Origin of the sequence: Delftia sp. Lp-1, assembly GCF_020523835.1 — a bacterium.
Taxonomy (GTDB): domain Bacteria; phylum Pseudomonadota; class Gammaproteobacteria; order Burkholderiales; family Burkholderiaceae_C; genus Comamonas; species Comamonas acidovorans.
This window is the reverse complement of the sequence record NZ_JAJALJ010000001.1, coordinates 749,544-770,089: the sequence shown is the minus strand read 5'-3', so window position 1 is coordinate 770,089 and position 20,546 is coordinate 749,544. Positions and strand designations below refer to the sequence as shown.

The following is a 20,546-nucleotide window of genomic DNA, read 5'->3' as shown; positions in this document are numbered from 1 at the left end:
CCATGCGGCAAGGCGGGACCTTTTCATTTCTGCATCCATGCAAACACTCAAGACCCGGGACCTTATCGCCCTAGGCTTCATGACCTTTGCGCTGTTCCTCGGCGCGGGCAACATCATCTTTCCGCCCATGGTCGGCCAGGGCGCCGGCGAGCACGCGGCCGCGGCGGCCACGGGCTTTCTGCTCACGGGCGTGGGCCTGCCGTTGCTCACCGTGGTGGCGCTGGCGCGCGTGGGCGGCGGGCTCGATGCGCTGACCTCGCCCGTGGGCCGCAAGGCCGGCATGGTGCTGGGCCTGCTGATCTATCTCATCCTCGGCCCGCTGTTTGCCACGCCGCGCACGGCCACCGTGTCGTTCGAGATGGGCTTTGCGCCCTTCGTGGGCCACAGCAGCACTGCGCTGTTCATCTACTCGGCGGTGTACTTTGTGCTGGTCATGGGCCTGTCCCTGTTCCCCGGCAAGCTGATCGACACCATCGGCAAGCTGATCACGCCCGTACTGATCCTGGCCCTGGTGGTGCTGGGTGCCGCCGCCGTGCTGCTGCCGGCCGGTGCCGCCACCAGCGCCAGCGGCGACTACCTGGTCGCACCCCTGACCGAAGGGTTTCTGGAGGGCTACCAGACCATGGACGCGCTGGGCGCCCTGGCCTTCGGCATCGTCATCGTCAACGCCATCCGGGACCGGGGCATCTCCCACACCGGGCTGCAGACGCGCTACGCCATCATCGCGGGCGTGATCGCGGCCGTGGGCCTGGGTCTGGTGTATCTGTCGCTGATCCATCTGGGCGCCACCAGCCAGTCCATCGCCCCGCAGGCGCAGACCGGCGTGCTCATCCTCACGCGCTATGTGGATCACACCTTCGGCCCCATCGGCAGCCTGCTGCTGGCCGTGGTGATTTCCCTGGCCTGCCTGACCACGGCCGTGGGCCTGGTCAGCGCCTGTGGCGCCTACTTCAGCGAAATGCTGCGCTTGCCCTACCGCGCGGTGGTGGTGGCCATTGGCCTGGCGTGCATCCTGGTGTCCAACCAGGGCCTGGCCCAGCTGATCGCCCTGTCCGGCCCCGTGCTGGTGGGCATTTATCCGCTGGCCATCGCCCTGGTGGTGTTGAGCCTGCTGTCAGGCCTGTGGCGCAATGCGCAGCGCGTGTTCGCGCCGGTGCTGGCCGTGGCGCTGGTGTTCGGTCTTGTCGATGCCGCCAAGGCGGCCGGCTGGCAGGACTGGCTGCCGGCCTTCCTGAACAGCCTGCCGGGCAACGGCATGGGCTGGGCCCTGCCCGTGGCAGCCACCCTGGTGCTGGCAGCGCTCCACGACCGGCTGCGCCCGGCCCCGTCGTTCAGGCCGTCCTGAAACGCGCCATGAGTTCGACCAGCTGATGGGCCTGCTTGCGCAGGCTCTCGGCGGCCGAACTGGTCTGCTCCACCAGCGCGGCGTTCTGCTGGGTCCCCTCCTCGATGCGGACGATGGCGCTGTTGACGTGGCTCACGCCAGCGCTCTGTTCGCCGCTGGAGTGGCTGATGGCGCCGATCATGCGCGATACCTTGGCAATCACCTCCTGCACCGAGGCCATGGTCGCACCCGCGCTGTCCACCTCCTCGGCCCCCAGGGCCACGCGCTGGGCGTTGGCCTGGATCAGGTCACGGATTTCCCGCGCCGCGCCGGAGCTGCGCTGGGCCAGCGTGCGGACCTCGGCGGCGACCACGGCAAAGCCCCGGCCCTGTTCGCCGGCCCGCGCGGCCTCCACGGCCGCATTGAGCGCAAGAATATTGGTCTGGAACGCGATGCCGTCGATCACCTCGATGATGCTGACCACGCGCTCGGACGCATCCTGGATGCTGCGCATGGTGCCCACGACGGCCGAGATGGCATCGCCACCGCGCGTGGCGATGTCGCTGGCCGTGGAGGCCAGGACGTTGGCCTTCTCCGCGTGGTCCGCATTGCCGCGCACGGTGGAGTCGAGCTGGTCCATGGACGAAGCCGTCATCTGCAGGGCCGATGCCTGTTGCTCGGTGCGCTGGGCCAGGTCGCTGTTGCCGGCCGCGATCTGCGAGCTGGCGGATGCCACCTGCTCCGCATTGCCGCGCACTTCCACGACAATGCTGCGCAGCTGCTCCTGCATGGCGCCCAGCGCCCGCAGCAGCTGGCCCAGTTCGTCTGGCCCGCCGCTCGCTATGGCATTGGTCAGATGGCCCTGGGCCACCTTCTCGGCCAGCTGGACCGCGCTGCGCAGCGGTGCCACCACGGCACGGGTGATGAGCCAGCCAATGGCCACGCCGGCCACGGCCGCCACCAGCATCAGCACCAGGCTCAACTCAGTGGCGTGCTTGCCACTGCTGTAGGCATCGTCGGCCACCGCCTTGCTCTGCGCCGCAATGCCGGCCTTGAGCTGGGAGAGCAGCTCGGCCGGCTCGCGGTCCACGCCGCGCACGGCCATGTCGCCCACGGAGGGGTCGAAGCCCGTGGCCTCGAATTTGTCCAGCCCCACGCGGTAGCCTTCGGCCATCTTACGGTGCTGCGCCACAAAGCCCTGGGCGATCTCGCGCAGGGAGGCATCGTCCACCAAGGCCAGCAAGGCAGCGGTCTTGTCCTGCACGGCGCGCTCATCGGCCAGAAAGCCCTTCCAGTGCTGCTCGCGCAGCGCGTTGTCCGAGCCGCGCAGCAGCACGTTCTTCCATTCCTGGACCTGGGTTTTGAAGTGGCCTTCCACCTCGGCGGCAAGGCGTTCCGCCGCCATGTGGCGCTGGACATCGCCGTGAAAGACGCCTAGGGATCGATGGGCCGACCAGAGTCCGAAGAATCCGGCAGCGAGGGTGAATAGCAGCGCCATGGCAATGGCGAGCGGCAACTTGCGACTGAGGTTCATAAAGGCATGCGAGAGCCGGCCAGCATGTCCTCTGAGGGACGTCGAAACAATCGCTGGCCGCAGGCCGCCATTGTCTCGACGATATTAGGCAAAACCATTACAAAACCTCACAAACTGCGCACCGCAGCCTGTGAACGGCCTGAAGGGTTGCCCCGCGCGGCAGCGCGGCTTACTGCTTGAGCACGTCGGCGCCCGCTGGCACCTTGAAATCGAAAGTCGAAGCCGGCAGGGACGCCTGGGTCTGCAGCTGGCTGAAGCGGATCAGCGAACGCTGGCCAAAGCTGTCAAGGATGTCCAGCGCCGAAAGCTGGCCATCGGCCGCAAAGCCCACGCGCACGCTCTTGAGCTGGCCGTTCTTGTCCTTGGGGCTGGCCTGGACCCATTGCAGGCCATCCTGCTCGGGCGCGGATTGCAGATCGAAGTCGGCGCTCAACGCCTTGAGATCGTTGGCCGACGCCAGGATGGCGGCCGGCGTGCTGCCCAGGGCCTGGGCCTGGGGGCGCTGCGTGACCTGGTTGAGGTCGGCGTCATAAAGCCACAGCGTCTTGCCGTCGGCGACGATGGTCTGCTCGAACGGCTTGGTGTAGACGAACCTGAACTTGCCGGGACGCTGGAATTCGAATTGGCCGCTGGAGTTCTTGGTGCGCGGCGGCTGGCCATCCTTGGACGGGGCCGTGACGGCCTGGGTGAATTCGGCGCGGCCGGCCTGGGAATTCTTCATGAAGGCTTCCAGGCTCTTGAGGCCATCGGCCCACGAGGCCGTCGCGCTTGCCGCGATCACAACTGCAGTCAACAGACGTTTCATTCTTTCTCCATGATTGCGGGGGAAGCGGGCTCATTCCCCGGCGCGCGCGGGCACCAGCACTTCGCGCTGCCCGCTGGCCGTGAGACCGCTGACGAGGCCCGCCTTTTCCATATCTTCCAGCAGGCGCGCCGAGCGGTTGTAACCAATCCTGAGCTTGCGCTGCACATACGAGATGCTGGCCTTGCGGTCCTTGAGGACCACTTCCACGGCCTGGTCGTACATGGGGTCCTTCTCGCCGTTGCCGCCGTCGCCGGACTCCGAGCCGAACTCGCTGTCGCCCTCGGCCGTGCCGCCTTCGAGCACGCCTTCGATGTAGTCGGCCTCGCCCTGCTCCTTGAGGTAGCCCACCACGCGGTGCACTTCCTCGTCCGACACGAAGGCGCCGTGCACGCGCACGGGCAGGCCCGTGCCGCTGGCCATGTAGAGCATGTCGCCCATGCCCAGCAGGGATTCGGCGCCCATCTGGTCAAGCACGGTGCGGCTGTCGATCTTGCTGCTGACCTGGAAGGCGATGCGCGTGGGAATGTTGGCCTTGATTAGGCCGGTGATCACGTCCACGCTGGGGCGCTGGGTGGCCAGGATCAGGTGGATGCCGGCCGCGCGGGCCTTCTGGGCCAGGCGCGCGATCAGCTCCTCAATCTTCTTGCCGACCACCATCATCAGGTCGGCCAGCTCGTCAATGACGATGACGATGTGCGGCAGGCGCTGCAGCGGCTCAGGCTCCTCGGGCGTGAGGCTGAAGGGGTTGGGAATGGATTCCTCGCGCGCCTTGGCCTCGTCGATCTTGGCGTTGTAGCCCGCCAGATTGCGCACGCCCAGCTTGCTCATGAGCTTGTAGCGGCGCTCCATCTCGGCCACGCACCAGTTCAGGCCATTGGCGGCCTGCTTCATGTCGGTGACCACGGGGCACAGCAGGTGAGGAATGCCTTCGTAGACCGACATTTCCAGCATCTTGGGGTCGATCATCAGCAGGCGCACATCACGGGCCTCGGCCTTGTACAGCAGCGACAGGATCATGGCGTTGATCCCCACCGACTTGCCCGAACCCGTGGTGCCGGCCACCAGCACGTGCGGCATCTTGGCCAGATCGGCCACGACCGGATTGCCCACGATGTCCTTGCCCAGACCCATGGTCAGCATGCTCTTGGCGTCGTGGTAGACCTGCGAGCCCAGCACCTCGGACAGGCGGATGGACTGGCGCTTGGCATTGGGCAGCTCCAGCGCCATGAAATTCTTGCCGGGAATCGTCTCGATCACGCGGATGGACACCAGGGACAGCGAGCGCGCCAGATCCTTGGCCAGGTTCACGATCTGCGAGCCCTTGACGCCCGTGGCCGGCTCGATCTCGTAGCGCGTGATCACGGGGCCGGGCATGGCGGCGACCACATGCACATCGACACCAAAGTCCTTGAGGCGCTTTTCGATCAGCCGGCTGGTCATCTCCAGCGTCTCGGGCGAGACGCTTTCCTGGCGCTGCTGCGCCGCATCGAGCAGATCCACCTGGGGCAGCTTGCTGTCGGGCAGTTCGGAGAACAGGGGCTTCTGGCGCTCCTTGACCACGCGCACGCTGGGTAGCGCAGCCTCTTGCAGCACGGGCTCGATGATCTGCACGGGCTGCGGGTGCTGCACGGCGCTTTCCGTGCGCTCTTCCTGCACCACTTCCTCGCGCTCGCGCGCAGCGCGGCGGCCTGCGGCTTCGTCCCGGGCCTTTTCACGGCGCGCAAAAAGAAAGAGCACCCAGCCGTCCAGGCGTGCGCCCATGGATTCGGCCAGATGGCCCCAGGAAAAGCGGAACACCATGGCCAGGCCGATCACGGCCACGCAGATGCCGATCAGGCCCGAGCCCATGAAGCCCAGCCACTGCAGGCTGTGGTACCCCAGCATGTAGCCGAAGACGCCGCCGGCCGGGCCGGGCAGCACGCTCTCGAAGCGGTACAGGCGCGTCCACTCCAGCGCGCAGCTCGCACCCAGCAGCAGCAGCAGCCCGCCCCAAAAGCGCAGGCGCCGGCGCCACAGGGGCGGCAGTGGCACACCGTCGCGCGGCACGCCGCCGCGCAGCCAGCGCGCAAAGGAAGACAGCCAGGTCTGCAGCGAGGCCAGCACCAGCCACCAGACCGACATGCCGAAACCGAAATAGCAGGCGTCGGCCAGCCACGCTCCGACGCGGCCCATCCAGTTGGCGACCAGGCGCGCGTGTCCCGCCCCGGAGGTGGACCACGCTGGATCCTGGGGCGAGTAGCTGAGCATGGAGGCAAGCCAGAACACCAGGGCCAGCAGCCCCGCCAGCAGCAGCATTTCGTGGCCGAAGCGCGCCACCATGCCGGGGCGCGCCGCAGACCTGGATTTGCCCTTGGCGGATGTGGAAGCGTTCAGAGCGTTCAATGAGTAAGTCATACGCAGGCGGGAGCTTACCCCAGCCCCCTCGGACTGGCCGCAAAAACAGCCAGGGCGACCCGCAAGCGTAATGCAAGCACTTGCAACAGAGCATGACACCGCCGCATGACGGCGCCACGTCGATCATTTTTGACAATCCGGGCCATTGATCCATATGGCAACGGGAACCTGACTGCGGAGCGATACTCCACAGCTGTTCCCGATGTATCTTTTTTTCTGCACGCCGACTGCCGGCGTGCGCCTTTTTCAAGAACTGCATCCATGTCTTCTACCCAACACGCCAAAGTCCTGATCCTCGGCTCCGGCCCTGCCGGCTACACGGCCGCCATCTATGCCGCGCGCGCCAACCTCAACCCGCTGCTGGTGACCGGCATGGCCCAGGGCGGCCAGCTGATGACGACGACCGAGGTGGACAACTGGCCTGCAGACGTGAACGGCGTGCAGGGCCCCGAGCTGATGCAGCGTTTTCTGGAGCACGCAGAGCGCTTCAAGACCCAGGTGGTGTTCGACCACATCCACAGCGTCGATTTTTCCAAGCGCCCCTTCACGCTGACCGGCGACTCCGGCACCTATACCTGCGACAGCCTGATCATCGCCACCGGCGCCTCGGCCAAGTACCTGGGCCTGCCCTCCGAAGAGGCCTTCATGGGCCGCGGCGTCTCCGGCTGCGCCACCTGCGACGGTTTCTTCTACCGTGAGCAACCCGTGTGCGTGGTCGGCGGCGGCAACACGGCCGTCGAGGAAGCCCTGTACCTGTCCAACATCGCCAGCAAGGTCACCCTGGTGCACCGCCGCGACAAGTTCAAGGCCGAGCCCATCCTCGTGGACAAGCTCATGGAAAAGGTCAGGGCCGGCAAGATCGAGCTCAAGACCCACTTCGTGCTCGAAGAGGTGCTGGGCGACCAGTCCGGCGTGACCGGCATCCGCATCAAGAGCACCCAGGACGGCCATGCCGAGGACATCCAGCTGCAGGGCTGCTTCATCGCCATCGGCCATGCGCCCAACACCGAGATCTTCAAGGGCCACCTGGAGATGGACGAGACCGGCTACATCATCACCCAGGGCGGCCTCAAGGGCTTTGCCACGCAGACCAGCGTGCCCGGCGTGTTCGCGGCCGGCGACGTGCAGGACCATGTCTACCGCCAGGCCATCACCAGCGCCGGCACGGGCTGCATGGCCGCGCTGGACGCCCAGCGCTTCCTCGAACAGGAATAAGCAGGACGCCACCCTGCCCCGCCCTGCTCTCCCGCAGGGCGGCAAAAGCCCCTGGCTGCAGCCGTGTTTGGCTGGCCCAGGGGCTTTTCTCATGGAGACGCTATAATCCGTGGCTTTGCTGAATTTGAAGCGCGCCTTGCTTGCATGGCCAGGACACTTTCAGCATGGGGTTACCGCCACCCTTTATGGCGAGGTGAGGTTGCCGGCAAGCCATGCTGCAAATGCAGGGCATCAGCGTCGGCGGCTGTACAACTATCGGAGTGTCCTCATGGCACGCGTATGTGAAGTAACGGGCAAGAAGCCCATGGTGGGAAACAACGTTTCCCACGCCAACAACAAGACCAAGCGTCGTTTCCTGCCCAACCTGCAGTACCGCCGTTTCTGGGTTGAGAGCGAAAACCGTTGGGTGCGCCTGCGCGTTTCCAGCGCTGCTCTGCGCCTGATCGACAAGAACGGTATCGACTCCGTGCTCGCAGACCTGCGTGCCCGTGGCCAAGCCTAAATCCCTCAAGGAGAAACACCATGGCTGCTAAAGGCGGACGCGAAAAGATCAAGCTGGAATCCACTGCAGGAACCGGCCACTTCTACACCACGACCAAGAACAAGAAGACAATGCCCGAGAAGATGGCGATCATGAAGTTTGATCCCAAGGCTCGCAAGCACGTCACGTACAAGGAAATCAAGCTGAAGTAATTCAGCCTGTTCCCGGTACCGACAAAAAACCGCCCGGCGCAAGCCCGGCGGTTTTTTTGCATCCGCTTTGTGCCCGCTTTGCGTCTGTTTTTCGCCTGTCACCCACTGCGCGCCGGCTGACCCAGCTGCGCACAGGCCATGACACCCAGCTCGCGGCAGGCCTGCTCGATCACGGCATCCACCGGCAGGGTGCAGCCCAGGCGCATGCAGTGCTCGTAGCGCCCCGAGTTCGAGAACATGCTGCCCGGCGCCGTGCGGATGCCGCGCGCCAGCGCCTGCGTGAACAGCGCGGACGTGGACACGCCAGCCGGAAACTCCAGCCACAGGCTGAGCCCGCCGGGCGGCAGGCTCAGCCGCGTGCCCAGCGGGAAAAACCGCGCCACCAGCTGCGCCATGCCTTCACGCTGGCGCCGCAACTGCTGCTTGAGGCGCTGCAGATTGCGCAGATGCGCGGGCGAGCCCACGCAGGCGGCCGCCAGCAACTGGGCAAGGGTCTGGGTGCCCCGGCTGCGCGCGAACTTGAGCATCTGCACCCGGCCATGCCACTGGCCAGCGTTCATCCAGCCCTGGCGCAGGCCCGGCGCCATGCTCTTGTTGAAGGCCTCGCAATAGATGACATGGCCCGGCAGGCGATCCCAGGCCTTGATGGGGCGCACGGGCTGACTGCTTTCCACGAACAGTCCATAGGAGTCGTCCTCGATCAATGCCACGCCGTGGGCGCCGCACAGATCGACCAGCCTGGCCTTGTGCTCATCGGGAATGCGCGTACCCAGCGGCATCTGCAGCTCGGGCACGACCACCACGGCCTTCAGGCGCGGCTGGGTCTGCAGGGCCAGCTCCAGCGCCTCGATGGACAGGCCGGTGCGCGGGCTGCAGGGAATCTCCAGCGCCTGCATCTGCAAGGACTCCACCACCTGCAGCAGGCCGTAGTAGGTCGGCGACTCCACGGCCACCACGTCGCCGGGCGAGGCCACGGCGGCCAGCGCCAGGCTCACGGCCTCGGAATTGCCCGTGGTCGCCAGCACATCGGCCGGTGCCACATGGATGCCCGCCGCCAGCGCGCGCCGCGCCATGGCGCGCTGGAAATCGGGGTGGCTGCCCATCATGGAGCGCCCCAGCACCAGCAGGTCCGGCTGCTCGCGCAGCAGCCGGGCGGCGGCCTGGTTCAGGTAGCCGCGATCGAACAGTTCGGGCGGCGGCGTGGCACCGCCCAGGTCCACGCGCACGTCGGCCTGGCGGCCGCGCTCCAGCATCAGGGAAATGTGTTCATTGATACCTGCGAAGTGCGGCTGCGGCAGCGGTTGCACCGGCTGGCTCAGATCCGGCTCGCTGGCAGGTGCCAGACCTGCGGGCCGGGCATCGCGCACAAAGTAGCCCACGCGCGGGCGGGCTTCGAGCTGGCCCAGGTCCTCCAGATGCCGCAGCGTCTGCAGCGCCGTGGACAGGCTGACCTCATGGCGGCGCATCAGCTCGCGCACGGAAGGCATGCGCTCGCCCGCCTTGAGCGTACCCAGTTCCATGGCCAGGCTGTAGTCGGCCGCCAAGCGGCGGTACAGGGTCGGAGAGGCGCTTGCAAGGGTCATGGAACAGGTCAAGAACGAATCGGGGACGAGAGGACTTGCCCGCGATCTTGCCGCAAGGCACTGTTACGCAACAGATACAGATCCATCGACCACAAAGCAGAACAGATCCACCGCCATCTGCACTGCTGCGATGCAACAAGCCGCGGGCTGTGCCTGTGCCGATGAGGGCCGCCTGCCTACGCTTGAGGGCCTGGAATCACAGGACACAGACCATGCACAACGCCGACACCCGCTCTTTCGAACTGCGCCATCTTGCCCCCGGCAACGATCTTCACCTGCATGTGCCGGAGGGCAGTGAACTGTTCTGCCGCCACGGCCCGCTGGAAATCACCGCCCCGCAACAGGCCTGGGCGGATGGGGTGCCCGCGCCGGCCCTCAGGCTGCAGCCGGGCCAGGGCTGGCGTGCGGGCGCCGATCTGCAGATACGGGTCCGCTCCTTGTCCCAGGCCATGGCAAGCCTGGAACTGCGGCAGAGCCCCACAGCAAAAAGCCGCATCGCCTCCGAAGAGGGGATGCGGCCCCGGGCATGGTCGGTTGCCGGCTGGCTTCGCGGCCTCAGGCGTGGGCAGCGCGCAGCTTGACGGAAAACTCCTTGAGCGCGGCAATGCCGCTGGCCTCGGCGCGATGGCACCAGGCCTGCAGATGTGCCGTCAGTTGCTCGCGCGACAGCGAGGTGTTCAGCCACAGCTGACGCAACTCCTCGCGCATGACCAGCATCTGGTCGAGCACGGGGTGGGCTGCGCGCGCCTGGGCCAGTTGCCCCTGCGCCTGGGCGGGCACCTTGTCGGCATCGCGGTGCAGCCAGCGGCGCGCCGTCTTGAGCAGGGACAGGTCGGCCTGCCGGGCCTTGCGCTGCTTGAGCGCATCGAGCTCGATCTGCACGGCGGCGCGCACGCCGCGCGCATAGCGGGCCATGACCTCGTAGCGGTTGGCGATCACGGCCTCCAGCGTCTTTTCGTCGGCCACGGGCTTGACGGCGCCCATGATCAGCCGCGGCGCCGTCTTCTTGACCTTGGCCCAGCCCAGCTTCTGCATGGCGCTGATGTAGACCCAGCCCACGTCGAACTCATAGCGCTTGACCGAGAACTTCGCCGAGGTCGGGTAGGTATGGTGGTTGTTGTGTAGTTCCTCGCCGCCAATGATCAGGCCCCAGGGCACGAGGTTGGTGCTGGCATCCTGGGCCTCGAAGTTGCGGTAGCCCCAGAAATGGCCCAGACCGTTGACCACGCCGGCAGCCCAGAACGGAATCCAGACCATCTGCACGGCCCAGATCGTCAGCCCGATGGCGCCAAACAGCAGCACATTGATGATCAGCATCAGCGAAGGGCCCCAGATCGAATGCCGGCTGTAGAGATGGCGCTCGATCCAGTCGTCGGGCGTGCCGTGGCCGAACTTCCTGAGTGTCTCGGCGTTCGCCGCCTCTTCGCGGTACAGCTCCGCACCCTGGCGCATCACGGTGTCCAGGCCGCGTGTCTGCGGGCTGTGGGGGTCGTCCTCGGTTTCGCACTTGGCATGGTGCTTGCGGTGGATGGCCACCCACTCCCTGGTGACCATGCCCGTGCCCAGCCACAACCAGAAACGGAAGAAGTGCGAAGGAACCGGCCCCAAGTCCAGCGAGCGGTGGGCCTGGCAGCGGTGCAGGAAGATGGTGACGCCCGCAATGGTGATGTGGGTGGTGACCAGGGCGTACAGCAGCAGCTGCCACCACGACAGCTGCCACAGGCCATGGGCCATCCAATCCACGGCGAGGTTCCAAACCGATCCGAAATCCAGCGACATAACCGAAGCCTTTGGCAAGGCGGCGCCCAGTGGCACCGATGCCTCAATTTTAGGCGATGCGCCCACAAAGGCATTCGGCAATCTCCTGCGATTTACAGCTTATTGCGTCTGCAAGTTACGGCTTCCGGGTCCAAACGGCGGCAAAAAAGCCATCCGTCTCATGGCGCTGCGGCCACAGGCGCAGGTACTGCGTGCCGGTCTCGCCGCCGCTGCACAGCGCATCGCCCTGCTCCACCTTGAGCTGGGCCAGCAGTTCGCCGGCATCCATGGCCACGAAGTCAGAGTGCTCCGCTGCAAAGGCTTCGGCAATGGCTTCGTTTTCCTGGGGCAGGACCGAACAGGTGGCATAGACCAGGCGCCCACCCGGCTTGACCAGGCGCGCTGCACTGGCCAGGATGGCCGCCTGCTTTTGCGTGAGCTCCTCGATGGCCTTGGCCGACTGGCGCCACTTGAGGTCGGGATTGCGGCGCAGCGTGCCCAGGCCCGAGCAGGGCGCATCGACCAGCACGCGGTCGATCTTGCCAGCCAGGCGCTTGACGCGGTCGTCGCGCTCATGGGCGATGGCCGCAGGGTGCACATTCGACAGGCCCGAGCGCGCCAGGCGCGGCTTCAGGGCTTCGAGCCGGTGGCCGGACACATCGAAGGCGTACAGGCGCCCCGTACTGCGCATGGACGCGCCAATGGCCAGGGTCTTGCCGCCTGCGCCGGCACAAAAATCGACCACCATTTCGCCGCGCTTGGCGTCCAGCATCAGCGCCAGCAGTTGGGAGCCTTCATCCTGCACCTCGATGGCGCCGCGCGTGAAGGCGTCCAGCCGGGCCAGCGCAGGCTTGCCCTGCACGCGCAGGCCCCAGGGCGAGTACGGCGTGGCTTCGGCGGCGATGCCGGCATCGGCCAGTTCCTTTTGCACATCGGCGCGCTTGGCATTGAGCGCATTGACGCGCAGATCCAGCGGTGCGGCCTGCTCCATGCTCTGGGCAAAGGCCCAGAAATCTTCGCCCAGCTGCTGCTTGAGCGGTGCGACCAGCCACTCGGGCAGATTGTGGCGGTGCGGCTCCATCAGCTCATCGGGGCGCACGGCATCGCAGGCGTCCAGCCATTGCAGTTCCTGGGGGGACAGCGCCGCGCGCGCAAAGCCGAGCGCCTCCTTGACACCCTGCTCGGACTTGCCGGCCACGCGGGCCAGGGCTTCCTGGCTATGGGTAAAACCCAGGATGGCCAGCCTGCGCTCGCGCGAGCCGCTGCCAGAACGTGCCAGGCTCTCAAAAAGCAGCTTCTTGCGCAGCACGGTGTAGGCGGTTTCGGCCAACGCGGCACGCTCGCGCGGGCCCAGGTTGCGGTTTTCACGGAAAAAGCGTGACACCACGGCGTCGGCCGGGTGTTCGAAAGTCAGGGTGCGCTTGACCAGTTCGGCGCAGGCGTCGAGAAGCTGTTTGGGATGCATGGGCGCAATTGTCCCACTGCCTTGCAAATCCGAGAGGGCCACAGGTCGGAACCCGCAGCAGCCCCCCGGCTGGCGCAGCTACCATGGCGCCCCATGACCGACGACGACCTGCCTCCCCTGATCCCCACTCCCCCGGGCCTGTACCGCCACTACAAGGGCGCCCTCTACGAAGTGCTTGCCACCGTGCGCCACAGCGAAACGCGCGAGTCCATGACGCTGTATCGCGCGCTCTATGGAGAGCGCGGCCTGTGGGTGCGGCCTGCCGCCATGTTCAATGAAACCGTGATCATCGACGACGTGGAGCAGCCCCGCTTTGCACGCTGCCCCGAAGTGGAGCAGCAGGCCTTTCAGAGCGAGGGCCTGTGAGCAGACCCTAACCCCGCATCAACTGCGCCACCGCGCGCGGGTAGATGAGGTGCTCCTGCACCAGCACGCGCGCGGCCAGCGCCTGGGCTGTGTCGCCGGGCAGCACGGGCACCACGGCCTGCTCCAGGATGGGGCCCACATCCAGCTCGGCCGTAACGCGGTGCACGGTGCAGCCGGCAAAGCGGCAGCCTGCATCGATCGCCCGCTGGTGCGTGTGCAGACCCGTGAAGGCGGGCAGCAGCGAGGGGTGGATGTTGATCATGCGCCCCTCGTAATGCGCCACGAAGCCCGGCGTGAGGATGCGCATGAAGCCGGCCAGCACGATCAGCGAAGGCGCGTGGCGGTCGATCACCTGGGCCAGCTCGGCATCAAAGGCCTCGCGGCTGGGAAACGGGCGGTGGTCCAGCACCTCGGTGGCAATGCCTTGCTCGCGCGCGAAAACAAGGCCCGAGGCCTCGGCCTTGTTGCTGACCACGGCGGCCACGCGGGCGCCGTAACGCCGCGCCCAGTCCTGTTGCTGCGAAGCACGCACAATGGCAGCCATGTTCGAGCCGCCGCCCGAGATCAGGATCACGATATTTTTCATGGGCGGCGATTGTCGCACCGCAGGCCGCGCGGCCTGCGTCAGCCCCGGCAAGGCCCATGGCCCTGCCGGGCCTTGTCACCTCTTCCGTCCAGACCCCCATGCCATTCGATCCCCGCACCACCCCACTGACCGCTGTCGAAGCCCGCGTGCTGGCCACCCTGATGGAGAAGGCGCGCACCGTGCCCGACAGCTACCCGCTCACGCTCAACGCGCTGGTCACGGGCTGCAACCAGAAAAGCAGCCGTGATCCGGTGATGGAAGTCAGCGAAGGCGAGGCCCAGGAAGCGCTGGACAGCCTGCGCCTGCGCACCATGTCCGTACAGATCAGCAGCGCGCGCGCCACGCGCTGGGAGCACAACTTCCCGCGCGGCGTGGGGGTGCCCGACCAGAGCGCCGTGCTGCTGTCCCTGCTGATGCTGCGCGGCCCGCAGACGGCGGGCGAGCTGCGCATCAACTCCGAGCGCTGGCACCGCTTCGCCGACATCTCATCGGTCGAAGCCTTCCTGGAAGAGCTGCGCGAACGCAGCGAGGAAAAAGGCGGCCCGCTGGTCGTGCTGCTGCCACGCGCGCCTGGCGCACGCGAGCAGCGCTGGGCCCATCTGCTGTGCGGCCCCGTGGACGTGAACGCCATGGCCCAGCCCCCCGCTGCAGCAGGCGCACGCGGCGATGCCCTGGCCCAGCGCGTGGTCGATCTCGAAGCCCAGGTACAGCAATTGCAGGCACGTCTTGCGCATGTCTATGCACAGTTGGGGCTGGAGGAGCCCGGCCAATCCAGCTGATCGCCTGCGCTCAGGCGGCCCCAGCGACAAGCCCCGGACGGTCCCGCCGCCCGGGGCTTGTTGCATCAGGGATTGCCATAGGTTGTCACGCCCTGGACAGTCCAAAAAAGAACGTGCGTGCTACAAAAGCCGGGATTGAAGGAGACACAGTCCATGGACCTGGCATTTACCCCTGAAGAACAGTCCTTTCGCGAGGAAGTCCGCGCCTGGGTGCGGGCTAACCTGCCCCAGGACATCGCGCACAAGGTGCGCCATTCGCTGCGCCTGACGCGCGACGACCTGCAGAACTGGGCCAAGATTCTTGGCAAGAAAGGCTGGCTGGGTTACGGCTGGCCCAAGCAGTTCGGCGGCCCCGGCTGGACAGCCGTGCAAAAGCATCTGTTCGAGGAGGAATGCGCCCTGGCCTGCGCCCCGCGCATCATTCCCTTCGGCCCCGTGATGGTGGCGCCCGTGATCATGGCCTACGGCTCGCCCGAGCAGCAGCAGCGCTTTCTGCCCGGCATTGCCAGCGGCGAGGTCTGGTGGAGCCAGGGCTACTCGGAGCCGGGCTCGGGATCGGATCTGGCCAGCCTCAAGACCCGTGCCGAGCGCGTGGGCGACAAGTACATCGTCAACGGCCAGAAGACCTGGACCACGCTGGGCCAGTACGGCGAGTGGATCTTCTGCCTGGTGCGCACCAGCAATGAGGGCAAGCCCCAGACCGGCATCAGCTTCCTGCTGGTGGACATGAAGAGCCCCGGCGTGACCGTGCGCCCCATCAAGCTGCTTGATGGCGAGTGCGAGGTCAACGAGGTCTTCTTCGACAACGTGGAAGTGCCGGCCGAGAACCTGATCGGCGAGGAAAACAAGGGCTGGACCTACGCCAAGCACCTGTTGAGCCACGAGCGCACCAACATCGCCGACGTGAACCGCGCCAAGCGCGAGCTGGAGCGCCTCAAGCGCATCGCCAAGGCCGAAGGCGTCTATGAGGACCAGCGTTTCCGTGATGAGATCGCCAAGCTCGAAGTCGAAGTGGTCGCGCTGGAAATGCTGGTGCTGCGCGTGCTGTCGGCCGAGAAATCGGGCAAGAACCCGCTGGACATCGCCGGCCTGCTCAAGATCAAGGGCAGCGAGATCCAGCAGCGCTACTCCGAGTTGATGATGCAGGCTGCCGGCCCCTTCAGCCTGCCCTTCATCGAAGAGGCCATGGAAGCCGGCTGGCAGGGCGACTTCCCCGGCGGCGTGGTGGACAACGCGCCGCTGGCATCGACGTACTTCAACATGCGCAAGACGACGATCTACGGCGGCTCCAACGAGGTGCAAAGAAACATCGTCGCGCAGACGGTGCTGGGCTGATTTTGGCTGGAGTTTCGCTGAACCCAGAAGTGCGCCGGACGCGCTTCGATCAGCTTCGGGAGACAGAAAATGGACTTTGATTTTTCGGATGACCAGCAGCAACTGCGCGACGCCGTGCGCCGCTGGGTGGACAAGGGCTATACCTTCGAGCGCCGCCGCTCCATCGTCGAGGCGGGCGGTTTTTCGCGCGAGGTCTGGGGCGAGCTCGCCGAACTGGGCCTGACGGCCTTGACCGTGCCCGAGGAGCACGGCGGCCTGGGCCTGGGCGCCACCGACGTGATGGTGGTGATGGAGGAGTTGGGCCGCGGCCTGGTGATGGAGCCGCTGGCGCAGGCCTTTGTGGCAGCCGGCGTGCTCGGCAAACATGCCGACGCCACCCTGGCCGGCCAGTGGCTGCCGCGCGTGGCCAGCGGCGAGGCCCTGGTCGTGCTGGCACATCAGGAGCGCCAGGCCCGCTACCGCCTCGATGTCTGTGCCGCCAAGGCCAGCAAAAGCGGCAGCGGCTACACGGTGGACGCCACCAAGAGCGTGGTGCCCGCAGGCGATGCGGCCGATGCCTTTCTGGTGCCGGCCCAGCTGGACGGCAAGATCGCCCTCTTCCTGGTGGAGCGCGGCGCCAGCGGCGTCAGCACCCAGGGCTACCGCACCCAGGACGGCAGCCGCGCGGCCGAGCTGCGCTGCGAGGCAGCCCCCGCCACGCTGGTGACGGCCGATGGCCTGGCCGCCCTCACGCTGGCCCAGGACGCCGCCAACGCCGCGCTGTGCGCCGAAGGCGTGGGCGCCATGGAGCAGACGCTGAAGCTGACCACCGAGTACATGAACCAGCGCAAGCAGTTCAACACGGTGATCGCCAGCTTCCAGGCCCTGCGCCACCGCGTGGCCGACATGAAGATGCAGCTGGAGCTGGCCCGCTCCATGAGCTATTACGCCAGCCTCAAGATGAGCGCAGGCGATGCCGAGCGCCACGTGGCCATCGCGCGCGCCAAGGTCCAGCTGGGCCAGTCGCTGCGTTTTGTCGGCCAGCAGTCGGTCCAGCTGCACGGCGGCATCGGCGTGACCGACGAGTACGCGGGCAGCCACTACTTCAAGCGCCTGACGCAGATGGAGATGACGGGCGGTGACACCCTGCATCACCTGGGCATCGTCTCCGCGAAGATGCAGGACACGGCCGGGGTGTTTGCCTGAGGCCTGACCTCACCGCGCCGCACCACACCAGGCCCCGCAGAAAACTGCGGGGCTTTTTTCATGGGCCTTTGCTCATGTCTGCCCGCCGTCTCAGGTCAGCCGGTAGCCCTCCGGCCTGAGCGGTGCCGGCAGATCCGTCTCGCCCAGCGTGCATCCCAGGCTGATCTCGATGGAGCGACAGATGGTGTCCAGCGGCAGGTCGTTGCTCTCCAGGCCAAAGGGCTCTTCGAGTTCATCGCCAAGGGCGTCGAGCCCATAGAAGGTGTAGGCCACGATGGCCACGACAAAGGGCGTCATGAACCCGGTCGTGTCCACCAGGCCGAACGGCAGCAGAAAGCAGTACATATAGGCCGTGCGGTGCAGCAGCAGCGCATAGGAGAACGGCATGGGCGTGTTGCGAATGCGCTCGCACGAGGCGGCTGCCGCCGTCATGCGCGTGAAGGTCTTGTCCATGGACGCGGCCAGGCAGGGGTCCATCTCGCCACGGCGCACGCACTGCGCCAGATCGCGGCCCATGGACATCATCAGTGCGTCGCAGCGCTGCTCCAGCGGCAGGCCCTGGAGCTGGCGCCATTCCTTGTCCACCAGCCAGCGGCCTGCGGCCACATCCTCGTGCAGCCCGCGCAACTGCGTCCGCAACAGATGCGCAAAGGCGATCGCCCGGTGCACCATGCGCACGCGCACATCGCTGCTGCGCCGGGCCGGGTCCGGATCGCCGTCGATGACGATCAGGCTCTGGCACTGGCGCGCCAGCGTGCGCGCGCAGATCACCATCTCACCCCAGAGCTTGCGGCCTTCCCAGTAGCGGTCATAGGCGGTGTTGTTGCGAAAGCCCAGGAAGATGGCCAGCGGCAGGCCGATCAGCGTGAAAGGGATGGGCGTCACCGTGATCTTCACGTCGAACAGGTTGCCATGCACCAGAGTGATGATGGCGGCGAACACGATGTTCACGAGCAGCGTGACCTGGATACGCTGGAGCACCGAGCCCCGCAAAATCAGAAACAGCCTGAGGCCGGCGGGGCGATCACGGACGATCATGGGGATATCGCTAGGTATAAACCCTTATTCGATCACACATTGAGCAAGTCAATTGGCTGCGGCCGCGCCCAGATGAAAAAAAGGCGCCCCGAAGGGCGCCCTGTGTCACGACCGACTGCCGGTCACAGCGGGTTGGCGCGGCGGCGGCGCGCCATGCCCCAGCCCATGATGCCCATCAGGCCGGACATCAGGATCAGGCCCCATTCGGAGAGCGTGGGGATGGAGGCCGGCGACACGGCCCCTGCCACTGCGCGGGAAGCCGTGTTGTTGGCCGGGTTGGCATCTCCGGTCGCACCGGTGCTGCCCGTCAGTGTCACGGCTCCCACGGAGCTGGGCGTTCCGCTGACCGTGCAGGTCACGCTGGCGCCCGCAGGTACGGCATCACCTGCCGACCAGGCTGCATTGGCAGGGCTGATGCGGCACGCTCCCTGGCTCACACCGGCGGGCAGTCCCGTGACTGCGCACGAGGTGCCTGCCGATGCATCGACCGAACCCAGGTTCTTGCAGACAAAACTGCCGCTGTAGGGCGTGCCGGCCGTGAACGCGGTCGGCAGGCCGCTCAGATCGACGCCCATGTCGGGCACTGCAACGGTGGACACATTCACGGTCGCGGTGTTGTTCGCAGCATTCGAATCATCCGTTGCGCCCGTGGTGCCCGTGACCGTGGACGAACCTGCGGCCGTGGGCGTACCGCTCACCTGACAGGTGACCGTGGCTCCCACCGGCACCGCATTGCCCGCCACCCACGCGGCATTGCCGGGGCTGATGGAGCATGCGCCTTGCGTCACGCCAGCCGGCAGGCCGGTGACGGCGCAGGAGGTGCCGCTCACGGCGTTGGCCAGGCCCTGGTTGCTGCAGGTGAAGCCGCCGCTATAGGGAATGTTCAGCGGCGAGGTGGGGGGCAGTCCGCTCAGATTGATCTGCATGTCCGGCGTTGTGGTGACCGCGATGTTCGACGTGGTCGTGTTGTTGCCCGGGGTCAGGTCGTTGTCGCCGCCCGTGGTCACCGTGACCGTCGAGCTGCCGCCTGGACCCGTCGGTGTACCAGAGACCTGGCAGACCACCGTCTTGCCCGCAGGCACCACGCCGGGCTGCATCCAGGCCGCGCCGTCTATCGTGCATTGGCCTGCCGTCACGCCAGGGGGCAGACCGGAGGCATCGCAGATGGCCTGGCCTGCGCTGGCTGCACCATCGTTCTTGCAGGAGAAGCTGCCGGTGTAGGGCACGCCGACCACGGCGGTGGGCGGGAGTCCGGAGACATCAGGCACCATGTCGCTGCTCGCCGCGGGAGCCAGCAATTGGGTCTGCACCATGGCACCGAGCAGGGTCGAGGTCAGGTCGCCTCCGATGGTGTAGTTGCCGTTGTTGATCTGGTCTGACGGCGTGCCCAAAGGAACCTTCACGGTCATCGTGAACGTGCCCGACTGCCCGGGTGCCAGGGTCCCAAAGTCGCACTGGGCAGGGTCTGAACTGCCCACGGCCGGGGCCGTGCAAGCGCCGCCATCGCCGGCCAGTGACACGAACGTGGTCGGACTGATGCCCGCATCCGTGCCCACGGGCATCGCGGGCGTGACCTTCACGTTGTTCACCGGGGTGCTGCCGTTGTTCGTATAGGTATAGGTGTAGGTGATCTCCGTGCCGTCCGCCTTGGGCGCGCTGACAGGCCCGGACGCGCTGATCCACAGTGTCTTGGGCAGGGTCGTGCCGAAGTTGTCAACGTACAGATGGCCTGCGTGGCCACCGGCACTGCAGGCCGAGGCCACGGCCTGCAGCCTGACCTTGTCGCCTACCCGCAGGTAGGCATTGCCGGGTGCGACATCGTAGGCCTGAGGGTCGGTGTAGTTCTGGATGGCACCGCCCTTGTCGGTAAAGGTCTTCCAGGGTGCTCCCGGCTCGCCGCCGTAGTGGTACTTGAAGAACAACTCCTGGGGCGAGCCCGTCAGATCCGTGGAGGTCTGGGCGTCATAGGTCTTGACCAGCGAGATGGCAAAGTAGGGGCGATCCTCGCCTCCGTGATTGCTGGCGTACTCAAGCACGGGCGCCGCGACAAATCGGATGTGGATCTTGCCGTCCTGGTCGATGTCATCTGCAGTCAGCGTCACTTCCTGGGTGATGGAACTTGCCGTATTGACCTGCTGGGTCCAGCCGGCGAGTCCCCCCGTGACCTTGCTGGACCGCGGTATCACGTTGCTGGCTGGGGTGGCGCTGTTCGCCTTGAGGTTGATACGGGCAGAGTGGGAGCCTGCCAAAGTCAGTTTGAGGGCGGACTGGCCAGCGTCACCCCGGAACAGGACTTCGTCTGCGGCGCTTTCCGAGCCGCTGGCGATTTCGACCAGATGGGACTTGGTGCCAGGTGGCTGCAGGCGCAACTCGCTCAAGCGTTTCGGATTGGCCTGGGTGCCATTGTTGGTCCAGGCCTGGGGGGTCCAGCCAGTCAGGTTCCCTGCCTCGAAGTCCCCATTCAGAAATGCCGCCTGCGCAACTGC

Annotated in this window: 18 protein-coding genes; 9 read left to right on the top strand and 9 right to left on the bottom strand. The window is 66.4% G+C overall.

Translation table 11 applies throughout. From position 1 onward, the window contains the following. Positions 1 to 37: 37 nt before the first annotated feature. Positions 38 to 1,345, top strand: a complete 1,308-nt coding sequence (brnQ, locus tag LGR64_RS03330) for a branched-chain amino acid transport system II carrier protein (RefSeq protein ID WP_096913856.1) — start codon at positions 38 to 40, stop codon at positions 1,343 to 1,345. On the opposite strand, the gene LGR64_RS03325 is transcribed toward brnQ, so the two are convergent. The 3 genes from LGR64_RS03325 to LGR64_RS03315 all read right to left on the bottom strand — a co-directional run bounded on the left by LGR64_RS03325 (position 1,332) and on the right by LGR64_RS03315 (position 6,057). After that, positions 1,332 to 2,858: a methyl-accepting chemotaxis protein gene (locus tag LGR64_RS03325; protein WP_063328178.1), complete on the bottom strand. Its 1,527-nt coding sequence runs from the start codon at positions 2,856 to 2,858 to the stop codon at positions 1,332 to 1,334. The genes brnQ and LGR64_RS03325 overlap by 14 nt on opposite strands. 169 nt (positions 2,859 to 3,027) lie before the next feature. After that, positions 3,028 to 3,663 (bottom strand): outer membrane lipoprotein chaperone LolA, encoded by a 636-nt coding sequence (lolA, locus tag LGR64_RS03320; RefSeq protein WP_043825056.1) that lies wholly within the window; start codon positions 3,661 to 3,663, stop codon positions 3,028 to 3,030. A 30-nt stretch (positions 3,664 to 3,693) separates the two neighbouring features. Further along, positions 3,694 to 6,057 carry a DNA translocase FtsK gene (locus tag LGR64_RS03315; RefSeq protein WP_012207161.1) on the bottom strand — a complete coding sequence of 788 codons (2,364 nt, stop codon included), beginning with the start codon at positions 6,055 to 6,057 and terminating at the stop codon, positions 3,694 to 3,696. 261 nt (positions 6,058 to 6,318) lie between these two features. Here LGR64_RS03315 and trxB point away from each other — a divergent pair, with 261 nt between their 5' ends. The 3 genes from trxB to rpmG all read left to right on the top strand — a co-directional run bounded on the left by trxB (position 6,319) and on the right by rpmG (position 7,965). Beyond that, positions 6,319 to 7,272 carry a thioredoxin-disulfide reductase gene (gene trxB, locus LGR64_RS03310; protein ID WP_230354978.1) on the top strand — a complete coding sequence of 318 codons (954 nt, stop codon included), beginning with the start codon at positions 6,319 to 6,321 and terminating at the stop codon, positions 7,270 to 7,272. Between the two features lie 268 nt (positions 7,273 to 7,540). Further along, complete coding sequence (gene rpmB / locus LGR64_RS03305) at positions 7,541 to 7,774, top strand: 50S ribosomal protein L28 (protein ID WP_012207163.1); 234 nt, start codon at positions 7,541 to 7,543, stop codon at positions 7,772 to 7,774. Between the two features lie 20 nt (positions 7,775 to 7,794). Beyond that, positions 7,795 to 7,965 (top strand): 50S ribosomal protein L33, encoded by a 171-nt coding sequence (rpmG, locus tag LGR64_RS03300; RefSeq protein ID WP_012207164.1) that lies wholly within the window; start codon positions 7,795 to 7,797, stop codon positions 7,963 to 7,965. Between the two features lie 98 nt (positions 7,966 to 8,063). On the opposite strand, the gene LGR64_RS03295 is transcribed toward rpmG, so the two are convergent. After that, positions 8,064 to 9,548, bottom strand: a complete 1,485-nt coding sequence (locus LGR64_RS03295) for an aminotransferase-like domain-containing protein (protein ID WP_230354977.1) — start codon at positions 9,546 to 9,548, stop codon at positions 8,064 to 8,066. Between the two features lie 212 nt (positions 9,549 to 9,760). Between LGR64_RS03295 and LGR64_RS03290 the strand changes: the two genes are divergently transcribed. Next, positions 9,761 to 10,129: a hypothetical protein gene (locus tag LGR64_RS03290; RefSeq protein WP_198819670.1), complete on the top strand. Its 369-nt coding sequence runs from the start codon at positions 9,761 to 9,763 to the stop codon at positions 10,127 to 10,129. Here the strand turns inward: LGR64_RS03290 and LGR64_RS03285 are convergent. Together LGR64_RS03285 and LGR64_RS03280 are read right to left on the bottom strand one after the other, a co-directional pair. Continuing rightward, positions 10,104 to 11,327, bottom strand: a complete 1,224-nt coding sequence (locus LGR64_RS03285; RefSeq protein WP_034396786.1) for a DesA family fatty acid desaturase — start codon at positions 11,325 to 11,327, stop codon at positions 10,104 to 10,106. The two genes, LGR64_RS03290 and LGR64_RS03285, sit on opposite strands and share 26 nt — an antisense overlap. Positions 11,328 to 11,442: 115 nt before the next feature. Further along, entirely contained in the window at positions 11,443 to 12,771 is a 1,329-nt protein-coding gene (locus LGR64_RS03280) for an RsmB/NOP family class I SAM-dependent RNA methyltransferase (protein ID WP_088163924.1), read from the bottom strand. A 93-nt stretch (positions 12,772 to 12,864) separates the two neighbouring features. On the opposite strand from LGR64_RS03280, the gene LGR64_RS03275 reads away from it, so the two are divergent. Then, on the top strand, positions 12,865 to 13,137 hold the full coding sequence (locus LGR64_RS03275; protein ID WP_141834934.1) for a DUF1653 domain-containing protein: 273 nt from the start codon (positions 12,865 to 12,867) through the stop codon (positions 13,135 to 13,137). Between the two features lie 7 nt (positions 13,138 to 13,144). Here the strand turns inward: LGR64_RS03275 and purN are convergent, their stop codons facing one another. Beyond that, a complete protein-coding gene (gene purN, locus LGR64_RS03270) occupies positions 13,145 to 13,723 on the bottom strand; it encodes a phosphoribosylglycinamide formyltransferase (protein ID WP_012207170.1) in 579 nt (192 codons plus the stop codon). Between the two features lie 98 nt (positions 13,724 to 13,821). Between purN and LGR64_RS03265 the strand changes: the two genes are divergently transcribed. The 3 genes from LGR64_RS03265 to LGR64_RS03255 all read left to right on the top strand — a co-directional run bounded on the left by LGR64_RS03265 (position 13,822) and on the right by LGR64_RS03255 (position 17,022). Then, positions 13,822 to 14,502: a YceH family protein gene (locus LGR64_RS03265; RefSeq protein ID WP_043783684.1), complete on the top strand. Its 681-nt coding sequence runs from the start codon at positions 13,822 to 13,824 to the stop codon at positions 14,500 to 14,502. A 153-nt stretch (positions 14,503 to 14,655) separates the two neighbouring features. Then, on the top strand, positions 14,656 to 15,837 hold the full coding sequence (locus LGR64_RS03260) for an acyl-CoA dehydrogenase family protein (RefSeq protein ID WP_141834937.1): 1,182 nt from the start codon (positions 14,656 to 14,658) through the stop codon (positions 15,835 to 15,837). 69 nt (positions 15,838 to 15,906) lie between these two features. Then, the gene (locus tag LGR64_RS03255; protein WP_141834940.1) at positions 15,907 to 17,022 is read left to right on the top strand and encodes an acyl-CoA dehydrogenase family protein; all 1,116 of its coding nucleotides are present in this window, start codon (positions 15,907 to 15,909) and stop codon (positions 17,020 to 17,022) included. A gap of 90 nt (positions 17,023 to 17,112) precedes the next feature. Here LGR64_RS03255 and LGR64_RS03250 read toward each other — a convergent pair whose 3' ends face one another. Together LGR64_RS03250 and LGR64_RS03245 are read right to left on the bottom strand one after the other, a co-directional pair. Further along, positions 17,113 to 18,060, bottom strand: coding sequence for a bestrophin family protein (locus LGR64_RS03250; RefSeq protein ID WP_012207174.1), 948 nt, complete (start codon positions 18,058 to 18,060; stop codon positions 17,113 to 17,115). Positions 18,061 to 18,182: 122 nt separating this feature from the next. Next, a complete protein-coding gene (locus tag LGR64_RS03245) occupies positions 18,183 to 20,438 on the bottom strand; it encodes an IPTL-CTERM sorting domain-containing protein (RefSeq protein ID WP_230354976.1) in 2,256 nt (751 codons plus the stop codon). Positions 20,439 to 20,546: the final 108 nt, after the last annotated feature.